Below are 10246 nucleotides of genomic sequence, written 5' to 3'. Positions count from 1 at the left end.
ACGCCCTTGCCATTCGGATTATCTTCCCCTCAGTCAGGGTGATTCAGGTTTCTTTCAACCTGACGGGTTTGCCAGCTTCGCTGGGCAAACAAAAAAGCCAGCATAAGCCGGCTTTCAAAACACAAAAACAAGTTTTGTCTTATCTAAAAACTACTTCCCCTGCCTAGCAGCCAACTTCTCCAGCTGCTCGTCAGTTGCTGGAAGCTGGTGCTTCTCTTTCCACTCTGAATACGGCATTTTGTATACCAATTCGCGTGCGGCTTCGTAGTCGATTTCAGCGCCCTGCTCGTTTGCAGCCGCCGAATACCACTTTGCCAAGCAGTTACGGCAGAAATCCGCCAAAATCATCAGGTCAATGTTCTGAACGTCTTTATTTGCGTCTAGGTGTTCTACTAAGCGGCGGAATACTGCTGCTTCTACTTCGGTTTGCGTTTGCTTATCCATTATCTAATACCTCTAAAAAAGCGCTTTTCGTTATAGGTTGGATGTGAGGGTTAAAGAGTAAAACCCAACCCGTTATTACTTTTAAAACCTATAACGAAAAAAGGGAGCCAAGCTCCCTTTTTACTTATATACAGCTAACTAGGTTTAAAACCTAATTGGCATTACTCTGCGTCATCAGACTTAGGCGCAGGCTTTTCTAGAAGCTCTTTAATGCTTAGACGTACACGGTTTTGGCGATCGATTTCCATAACCTTAACGTCAACCATTTGGCCTTCTTCTAGGTAGTCAGTTACTTTGTTCACACGCTCGTGAGCGATTTGTGAAATGTGAACAAGACCTTCTTTACCTGGAAGTACTTCTACGAACGCACCGAAGTCTACAATACGGGTAATCTTACCGTTGTAAGTCTTACCAACTTCAATTTCAGCCGTTACTTGCTCAATCTTGCTAATAGCGATGTCTGCTTTCGCACGCTCTGTTGCGAAGATTTTGATAGTACCGTCGTCTTCAATCTCGATGTTAGTGTCAGACTCTTCAGTAATTTGACGGATCATTGCGCCGCCTTTACCGATAACGTCACGAATCTTGTCTTGGTCAATCTTCATGGTGTAAATGCGTGGAGCAAATTCACTTAGCTCTTCACGGTGACCGCCAATCGCTTCGTCCATTACGTTAAGAATGTGCAAACGTGCTTCTTTTGCTTGTTTAAGCGCAATTTGCATGATTTCTTTAGTAATACCTTCAATCTTAATGTCCATTTGAAGTGCAGTAATACCTTCGGTAGTACCCGCTACTTTAAAGTCCATGTCGCCAAGGTGATCTTCGTCACCAAGGATGTCTGAAAGTACGACAAAGTTGTCGTCACTCTTAACTAGGCCCATTGCGATACCCGCAACAGACGCTTTAATTGGAACACCCGCATCCATAAGCGCTAGTGAAGTACCACATACCGACGCCATTGAAGATGAACCGTTTGATTCTGTGATTTCAGAAACCACACGTACTACGTACGGGAATTCTTCTTCACTTGGCATTACTGCTTGAATACCACGCTTAGCTAGACGACCGTGACCAATTTCACGACGCTTAGGCGAACCAATCATACCGGTTTCACCAACACAGTATGGAGGGAAGTTGTAGTGAAGCATGAAACGGCTGTCGCGCTTACCTTGAAGCTCGTCAATCATCTGTGCGTCACGCTCTGTACCAAGCGTAGCAGCTACAAGTGCCTGCGTTTCACCACGAGTAAATAGTGCAGAACCGTGAGTACGAGGAAGAATACCTGTCGCTACGTCTAGTGCACGGATCATTGCTGGGTCACGACCATCGATACGTGGCTCGCCAGATAGAATGCGTGAACGTACAACGTCAGACTCAAGATCGTGAAGAAGGTCTAGTACTTCTTTCTTATCTTGTTCTTCGTCTTCAGCAAGGATAGCTTCTAGTGCTTTTTCAGTTGCTGCAGTTACTGCGTCTTTACGCTCTAACTTGTCAGAAATCTGGTAAGCCGCAGTCATTTCTGCTTCAGCTAGTGCTTTAACTTTGTCTTTAAGCGCAGTGTTTTCTGCTTCTGGTGCCCAGTCCCACTTCTCAGTGCCAACTTCAGCAGCAAATTCGTTAACCGCGTTAACTACAGTTTGCATTTGTTCGTGACCGAACATAACCGCACCTAGCATGGTGTCTTCAGAAAGCACGCTTGCTTCTGATTCAACCATAAGTACTGCGCCTTCAGTACCCGCAACAACAAGGTCAAGCTCGCTTTCAGCTTGCTCTTCTGCGCGTGTATTTAGAATGTATTCACCGTTGCTATAACCAACACGAGCCGCACCGATTGGGCCGTTGAAAGGAATACCAGAGATAGCAAGGGCTGCTGAAGTACCAATCATAGAGATGATGTCTGTAGGGATATCTGGGTTAGCAGACATTACAGTAACAACAACTTGTACTTCGTTTTTGAAACCTTCTGGGAATAATGGGCGGATTGGACGGTCGATAAGACGTGCAATCAGTGTTTCACCTTCAGATGGACGACCTTCACGCTTGAAGAAACCACCTGGGATTTTACCCGCAGCGTACGCTTTTTCTTGGTAGTTAACAGTAAGTGGGAAGAAGTCTTGATCTGCTTTGGCTTCTTTTTTACCAACTACTGTTACCAGTACAGACGTATCGTCCATGCTCGCAAGAACCGCAGCTGTTGCCTGACGAGCAATTACACCCGTCTCTAGAGTTACAGTATGCTGTCCATACTGAAATGATTTAGTAATAGGAGTCACTATTTGTCCTTTAATTTCAATCTTTATTTTATCGCTTTTAAACGCGGCGCATAGTATAGCCATGAAGTAGCGTTAATACCATGGTCAAATGCAGCCCCGCGCGGAATTTGTCGTGTTATTTTGTAATCAACTCGGTCATTAACCGCTATCACCTATAGCACCATGACTATATGAAATATCTGTGAAATTTCAATTATTGACTATATTTTCATCATATTGACACAAAACAGCGTATGCTAGAACAAAAAGCGAACAAAGTAAGAACTTAAATAAACATCACGTGCGACCAATGCGCAGAAGTGATTAACCACAACAAGAACGTCTAATATTAGTGTGCTAAAGGAGATAACCATGTTGGTACTTCGACTTAATAAAGCAGGCATGCCACAAGAGTGGATAGATGTTGAACAAGCCGCAAAGCTTTACAGTCAAGATAAGGTGCTATTTGAGCTAGGTAGCGATGCTATAACGCTTAAGGGAGGCTGGAATCACGAAGGGCTGCAAAGTCAGCTTACCCTGTCTAGTATTATCGCGTGCGACGGCAAGGTAACAGATTTATCTGGCAAAGTTGCCCTTACTAATCGCTATTTGTTTAGGCGCGATAGCTACCTGTGTATGTACTGCGGCAATAAGTTTACGCCAAAGCAGCTTACCCGAGACCACATTATCCCTCGTTCTCGTGGCGGAAAAGACAGTTGGACGAACGTTGCCACTGCTTGCCAGCGGTGTAATCACGCAAAAGGTGCTAAAACGCCAGAAGAAGCCAACATGCCCCTACTTGCAGTACCCTTCAGGCCAAATGTGTACGAGCGTTTTTATTTAATGAACAGGCGAATTTTGGCTGACCAAATGGCCTTTTTACAAGGCCACTTTACCAGCCACAGAGAATGGACGTGCTTGGAATAAACGCTATAGCGCACCGCTAGTAGTTGTCTGTGCTTCAGGCATTGCTTTAGCTTGGTTTTGCACTGAAGAGGAATCGCTGTGCTGTGCATGAAGCTGGCGTTGCTCTTCTTTTTGCGCTTTGAACCACAAACTTAACCAATCTGAGCACATTTTGTGCTCTAACTCGTGGGCTTCGGCTGTAGGGCAAAACAGGCTTACCTTTACCACCACTTTGGCAAGTTCATTGGTTTTAATCTCAACCTCTGGGTCAATGCGAATAAACTCTTGTTCTAAGTGACGTTCAATTAGGCCTTTGTAGCGCTCTGCTACGTCGCGGAAATATTCACAATGTGCCTGTGCCCTGGCATGAAACGCTGGAAGCAAACTATAGGCGTTCACAGAAGGCTCGTTCACTATTTCAAATGAATGCAAACGGTAGCGACGCATAAAGTTAAGATTTCGTACAGTTTGGGTCACTAGCTGGCTATTAGGCACGTACACGTGTTTACCCGTGTAGTTAAAGCTTTCAGGGTCTACTTCTAAAAGTGTCGTTTTCGCCCAGTCCATCTCTACTACTTCACCAATGATGTTGTTCATTTGGATCCAATCGCCTACCCTGAATGGCCGAGCGCCCAGGTAGTAAATGAACCCCATAAAGCACTGAATAAACTCGCGGGTTGCCAACACAATGGCCACCATAAAGGCAGCAATGGAGATTGCCAGTGTTTGGATTTCAGAGCTCCACACCATCATTAATACAATAATGATAAAGGCATTACCCAGCTGCTCTAGAATATTAATTTGGTTTCGGCGGTCTTCGCCACGATGAGAACTAATGCGCCTGATAAGGCGCAACACACCCTTTTTAAGAAAGAGCAGTACAATTAAAAGTACTAGAGATGTCAGCAGTTTATAATCATTGGCAAAACTTATAAATTGATGCCATAACTGCGCGGGGTCTATCACAATCTCCATGTAAGCTCCGTCTGTACTCCGAGGGTAAATATTTGAATAGGCAAAAAAAGCGCCGACGAATGTCAGCGCTTTTAATTATGAAGCATGTAAACTCGTGGCACAATGCCGACCAGTTAAAACATCTTTTTATTAGTCGCGAATTTGGCCTTCGCCATTCACTAAATATTTCTCTGAAGTCAACGACTCCAAGCCCATTGGGCCATAAGCATGTAGCTTAGTGGTTGCAATACCAATTTCTGCACCTAAGCCAAGCTGGCTACCGTCAGAAAAACGTGAAGACGCATTAACCATTACTACACTTGCATCAACTGCGCGTTGGAATAACTTGCCTTTTTCAGCATCTTCCGTACAAATTACTTCCGTGTGGTTACTACCAAATTGCGCAATGTGGTCAACCGCTGCTTCGAAATCGTCAACTACACGGATAGCGATTTCAAGACCAAGATATTCTTCACCGTACGCGTCTTCAGAAATAACGTCAGCACCATCAAAGTATTGGCTGCCTTTTTCGTTTACGTGAACCTTAACACCCTTTTCTTTGAATGCGTCGGCTACTTTAGGCAGAAAATCACCCGCAACAGCTTGGTGTACTACTAAGCCTTCTAAGGCATTACACACGCCAGTACGCTGTGTTTTACCATTTAGAAGTAGCGCCATGGCTTTGTCTAAATTTGCTTCTTTGTCTACGTAAAGGTGACACACACCCTTAAAGTGCTGAATTACCGGCACCTTGGCGTTGTCAGTCACGTAGTTGATTAGACCTTCACCGCCACGAGGAATAATAACGTCTATATAGTCGCGTTGCTCCATTAACTCTTGCATTAATGCACGATCTGGATTCGGAACTACCGTTACCAGCGCTTTTGGTAAATTGTGCTTCTCCAGCACGTCTTGCATAAGTTCAGCAATGGCTAAACTTGTATCTAGTGCTTCTTTACCACCACGTAATATTACTGCGTTACCCGATTTAAAGCACAGCGCGCCTGCGTCGGCAGTAACATTAGGTCGTGCTTCATATATCATGCACACAACACCCAGCGGTATGCGCATTTTCTTAATCTCAATACCGTTTGGACGTGTACCGATAACGCGCTCTTTACCCACAGGATCATCAAGTTCAACAATAACTTCGATGCCTTCAGCCATGGCTTCAATACGCTCGTCGTTTAGGATTAAGCGGTCAACCATCGCTGCGTCTAAGTTATTTTCTTTGGCGCGCGCGACTTCCTTTTCGTTTACTTCAATAATTTTGCTTTTGTTTGCACGAATTGCCGCGGCCATATCAGTTAACACCGCGTTTTTCTGGCTTTCGCTTAAAATAGCCAGTGTACGTGCAGCTTTTTTTGCCTGTTGTGCTAACTCTGTAATAATGCTCATTCTTTCTCCAGATTTGCTATGTGCTGATCAGAAATAATTGGCCCAGTCTTTTCCTCAAACTCATGGGCGAATTCTTCGTTTTCCTGATTCGCAATAAAATTCAATAAACAGCTACTGTAATTCGACTTGGCTTTTACCAGTTTAGTACCGTCTTCTTTACGTACTAGAATGGTGTCGCCTACCGAGAACTCACCTTTCACGTCGATAATTTCGCTACTTGTCAGTTGCTCTGCGTCGCCAGCTAATGAGGCGTCAAAGTCCCCTTCTACTATCACCTCGCCCTGCGCGTTTGACGTATGGCGCATCCAATGCACATTCTCTTGCATTGGCGTGGCGTGAGGTTTGAAATGCGTGCCTGGGTTTTCACCTGCTAGCAGCATATTAAACGACAGTTCAGTAAAGCCGTTAATAATATATGTATCTATACCATGCGAAACGGCTTTTTCGGCCGCTTCAATTTTAGTGCGCATACCACCGGTGCCTACACCGCCTTTTACCGCACCGCCAGCCATGTCATAAATGCTTTGATCAATGGTATTAACTGATTTAAGCAATTGTGCGTCGTCGTGTTCATGCGGGTTCTTATCGTACAACCCATCAATGTCTGAACAGATGATAAGTGCATCTGCTTCAGCTGCCGACGCCACCATGGCCGATAAATTATCGTTATCACCCACTTTCAATTTGTCAGTGGTAACGGTGTCGTTTTCGTTCACGATAGGTAGAATATTGTTGTCCAATAAACTAAATATCGTTTCACGGATACTTACGTAACGCTCTCTGTCTCGTAAATCAGCATGCGTTAGAAGCATCTGAGCAGACGGAAAATCAAACAGTCTGTCCCATGTGGCAATCATTTCGGTTTGACCCGCTGCTGCCATTGCTTTTTTAACTGCAATATCTGACTTTTCTTGCTCTGGAAACAGGTGCGCACCCGCTGCGACAGAACCAGAAGACACGAGTACAACTTGTGTACCGTTGGCTCTGCATCGCACGATAAATTGCGCAATGCTCAAAAGGTAATGACTGCTACAACCTTGTTGGTTGGGCGATATCAATGCACTACCCACTTTGATGACTACGCGTTTCCAATTTGGATGACTCATAATAAACTTTTTAACCTTAAGATTGTTGATTTGCTAATTCTTCACTGGCTTGCGCAAATGTTGCTTGTACGTTTGACGATGGGTTTTCGCTAAAGCGACTTACCACATAAAGCGTTAACGTACTTACCGCAAACCCTGGAATAATTTCATAAATAACGCTGCTTAACGTTTTACCGTCAGCTAAAACGGGCGCATAAATCCAGAACAGTACGGTTACCGCACCGCTGATCATGCCCGCCATTGCCGCTTTCGCTGTTAGGTCCTTTTTATACAGACAAAACAGTACTAACGGACCAAATGCTGCACCAAAACCTGCCCAAGCATTACTTACTAAAGATAAAATTGTGTTCGACGCATCCATGGCTAATAACAATGCAACCACAGCTACACCTGCTACACCATAACGGCCAATTGTTACCGTTTGCTTTTCACTCAGCGCCTTGGTTGAAGACTTTTTATTTACCATTACGCGGTAAATGTCTTCGGTTAACGAACTTGCGCTAACCAGCAGTTGCGACGAAATTGTACTCATAATAGCGGCTAAAATAGCGGCCATTAGAAATCCACTAATAAGTGGGTGAAACAGCAATTGTGAGAAAATAATAAATATTGTCTCAGGGTCGTCGACAGCAAGACCAAACTGATTGGCATAAGCAATGCCCACAAATCCTGTTGCCAATGCACCAACAATGGTCACTAACATCCACGACATGCCGATATTTCGCGCTGTGCCAATGGCATTAACAGAACGAATTGCCATAAAGCGAACAATAATGTGCGGCTGTCCAAAGTAACCTAAGCCCCAACCTAAACTCGATAGCAACCCAACAATCGTTAGCGTTTCTAACGATTCAGAAAAATTGGGTACAGATTGATAAGCGGCGCTTGTCATTTGCGACACACTATCGAACTCGGTAAACGCAACGATTGGAACCAGTACCAGCGCCACAAACATAATGCACCCTTGCACAAAGTCCGTAAGACTTACTGCCAAGAAACCACCAAGTAGCGTATAAGACACCACTACACCCAGCGTAATAAATAGGCCTAACTGATAATCGACCGAAAACGCGCTTTCAAACAACTTACCACCTGCAACTAACCCGGCAGAGGTGTATAGCGTGAAAAACAGTACGATAATCACCGCTGAAACAATACGTAAGCTTGAGTTAGGCGTATTAAAACGCTTCGCAAAAAACTCAGGCACAGTCAGCGAGTCGTTCGCTACTTCGGTATAAACGCGAAGTTTTGGTGCTACTAGTAAATAATTGGCCAACGCACCTGCAACCAACCCTATTGCAATATAAACCGCATCGAAACCGGTTAAGTACATTGCACCTGGTAAGCCCATTAGCATCCAGCCAGACATGTCAGACGCACCCGCAGACAGTGCGGTTACTTGAGGGCTAACTTGTCGCCCTCCCAAAATATAACCAGAAATATCACTGGTAGATTGTCGGTAAGCAAACAACCCTATCCCTAACATCGCTATAAAATACACCGCTAGTGATAGGTAACTTTCCATTGGCATAACGTTCGTTATTTCCTCTATTGCTCTTCGAAAACTCGTAAATGAAAACGCCATTTAACCTTTGCTAATTGAAATTCAAAAGCAAATAATTAAATCGAACAATAATCATTAGAGCTCTAACAATATAAGGATCTGACAGAAAATTTCAAGTGCAATTTTTAAACAACATCGTTTAACAGGCACTTATGTTTAAATTAGCACCAACCATGTTTCACAGCATATTACGCTAATAAAATTCAAAATTACCATTAGCATTCATTAACTTAAAAACACTAAGTCATTTATGAAACAATTTAACTTTAGCTGAAAAGTCGCAAAAAACAGCAACTTTACTATCAGCTAAAACATTTTCATTAATAATACTTTGTTACGCGCACTCAGACGAAATAACATCCAAAAGAAGCTTTTCTACAGGCAGTAAATGGGTAAGTTGCGTACAATCTTCACTATGTAGCGAGCGAACCCGATTAATTAGCTTCTCACACGCCTTTTCGTCATTTTTCACAGTAAATAGTTTCGGATGAATATAATATTTCCTGCAAACGGTGGGAGTATTGCCAAGTTCTGCTGCAACACACTTACTTAACGTACTCTCCCATTTCTTGGTTCTGGAGTTTGCTATCTGTTCATACACACTGGGCAGGTTTGTTAGTGCAAATCGACTTGATGCCCACGTTCGAAAGTCTTTACAACTGAACTGTTCACTTAGTTCGTTGTGGATAAACGCATTAACGTCTTCGCTCGTTACGTCGTGCCATTGTTTATTCTCATCTTGATAACGAAATAAACAGTAACCTTGTTGTTGCGCACAGTCACAAACTAATGAAGCAAGCTCAGGGTCGTTTACTTTTAGTGTTCTTGGTTTGCCGTGCTTACCAATGTAAGCAAGTTCAACACTATCGTCACACTGCGCTTGTACATGCTTGCGCCGCAATGTAGTTAACCCATATGTATTATTTTCCTTGCTATATTGAGCGTTGCCAACTCTAGCACCTGTGTAATCGAGCAACAGGCACACCAGCGCGCAAGCTCTTTCTTGCGTCCATGTTGGCTGTGAAATTAATGAAAGACAGTGCTCACGGAACTCAGGAAGTGCATTACCAAAGGCAACCAAACGCTCAAATTTTTCTACTTGCTGCTGCTCGTGCCATTTGTTGTGATAGATATATTGTTTACGTCCTTTTTCGTCATAGCCGACGGCTTGAACGCTGGCTTTACTGTCACGGCTTATAAAGGTGTCGCGCCAATTTGGAGGAATGACAAGCTTTTTGATACGCTTTAACACGCGCTCTCCTGTGACTTTCTTTCCACTTGCATAGCGATAGTAAAACCGTTTATCACCGCAAGCGATGCGCCTTATTGATAGATGGCTATCATCAGAGTAGACGTTGCAATAGCCCTTAATCCGTTTCATTTATAGATACTCCTGTCCTTACCAGCTAAGAAGACCGACTGTTAAGGTGCTGCTACGGCCGCAGATGCTCGCTGTGCTTTCTTAGTCAGATTGCAAACAACGGTACCAAATCTCAATTTATAAATAGAATCTACAGAAGAACGTACAGAAATGATCACTACACGCAAGTAACCTTGCGGCAAGCCGACGCTTCCACGGCAAGACAGTGATTTTAAAGGCCATAACGAATTTTCACGCTATG

Annotated in this window: 8 protein-coding genes; 1 reads left to right on the top strand and 7 read right to left on the bottom strand. The window is 43.8% G+C overall.

All coding sequences use genetic code 11. From position 1 onward, the window contains the following. Positions 1-150 precede the first annotated feature (150 nt). Both MHN02_RS10085 and pnp read right to left on the bottom strand, forming a co-directional pair. Positions 151-444: a DUF1244 domain-containing protein gene (locus MHN02_RS10085; protein WP_239245856.1), complete on the bottom strand. Its 294-nt coding sequence runs from the start codon at positions 442-444 to the stop codon at positions 151-153. Positions 445-605: 161 nt separating this feature from the next. Beyond that, positions 606-2717, bottom strand: coding sequence for a polyribonucleotide nucleotidyltransferase (pnp, locus tag MHN02_RS10080; RefSeq protein ID WP_239245865.1), 2112 nt, complete (start codon positions 2715-2717; stop codon positions 606-608). 351 nt (positions 2718-3068) lie between these two features. Between pnp and MHN02_RS10075 the strand changes: the two genes are divergently transcribed. Further along, the gene (locus MHN02_RS10075) at positions 3069-3623 is read left to right on the top strand and encodes an HNH endonuclease (protein ID WP_014949384.1); all 555 of its coding nucleotides are present in this window, start codon (positions 3069-3071) and stop codon (positions 3621-3623) included. A gap of 3 nt (positions 3624-3626) precedes the next feature. On the opposite strand, the gene MHN02_RS10070 is transcribed toward MHN02_RS10075, so the two are convergent. The 5 genes from MHN02_RS10070 to MHN02_RS10050 form a co-directional block, all read right to left on the bottom strand. Continuing rightward, entirely contained in the window at positions 3627-4577 is a 951-nt protein-coding gene (locus tag MHN02_RS10070) for a mechanosensitive ion channel domain-containing protein (RefSeq protein WP_239245854.1), read from the bottom strand. Between the two features lie 129 nt (positions 4578-4706). Continuing rightward, positions 4707-5954 carry a glutamate-5-semialdehyde dehydrogenase gene (locus tag MHN02_RS10065; protein ID WP_239245852.1) on the bottom strand — a complete coding sequence of 416 codons (1248 nt, stop codon included), beginning with the start codon at positions 5952-5954 and terminating at the stop codon, positions 4707-4709. Continuing rightward, positions 5951-7060 (bottom strand): glutamate 5-kinase, encoded by a 1110-nt coding sequence (gene proB, locus MHN02_RS10060; protein ID WP_049587803.1) that lies wholly within the window; start codon positions 7058-7060, stop codon positions 5951-5953. The genes MHN02_RS10065 and proB overlap by 4 nt, the downstream gene beginning before the upstream one ends. A 16-nt stretch (positions 7061-7076) precedes the next feature. After that, on the bottom strand, positions 7077-8591 hold the full coding sequence (putP, locus tag MHN02_RS10055; protein ID WP_239245862.1) for a sodium/proline symporter PutP: 1515 nt from the start codon (positions 8589-8591) through the stop codon (positions 7077-7079). A gap of 367 nt (positions 8592-8958) precedes the next feature. Beyond that, on the bottom strand, positions 8959-10005 hold the full coding sequence (locus tag MHN02_RS10050) for a DNA topoisomerase IB (protein ID WP_239245850.1): 1047 nt from the start codon (positions 10003-10005) through the stop codon (positions 8959-8961). Positions 10006-10246: the final 241 nt, after the last annotated feature.

The sequence above is a fragment of the Alteromonas sp. CNT1-28 genome, from assembly GCF_022348345.1.
Taxonomy (GTDB): Bacteria; Pseudomonadota; Gammaproteobacteria; order Enterobacterales; family Alteromonadaceae; genus Alteromonas; species Alteromonas macleodii.
The sequence above is the reverse complement of the archived record's forward strand: the minus strand, read 5'-3'. Positions and strand labels throughout refer to the sequence as shown.

Bases quoted from the DNA above. Each gene is read 5' to 3' on its own strand.
- MHN02_RS10085 (WP_239245856.1), bottom strand. From the start codon at position 444: ATGGATAAGCAAACGCAAACCGAAGTAGAAGCAGCAGTATTCCGCCGC.
- MHN02_RS10075 (WP_014949384.1), top strand. From the start codon at position 3,069: ATGTTGGTACTTCGACTTAATAAAGCAGGCATGCCACAAGAGTGGATA.
- MHN02_RS10070 (WP_239245854.1), bottom strand. From the start codon at position 4,577: ATGGAGATTGTGATAGACCCCGCGCAGTTATGGCATCAATTTATAAGT.
- MHN02_RS10065 (WP_239245852.1), bottom strand. From the start codon at position 5,954: ATGAGCATTATTACAGAGTTAGCACAACAGGCAAAAAAAGCTGCACGT.
- proB (WP_049587803.1), bottom strand. From the start codon at position 7,060: ATGAGTCATCCAAATTGGAAACGCGTAGTCATCAAAGTGGGTAGTGCA.
- putP (WP_239245862.1), bottom strand. From the start codon at position 8,591: ATGCCAATGGAAAGTTACCTATCACTAGCGGTGTATTTTATAGCGATG.
- MHN02_RS10050 (WP_239245850.1), bottom strand. From the start codon at position 10,005: ATGAAACGGATTAAGGGCTATTGCAACGTCTACTCTGATGATAGCCAT.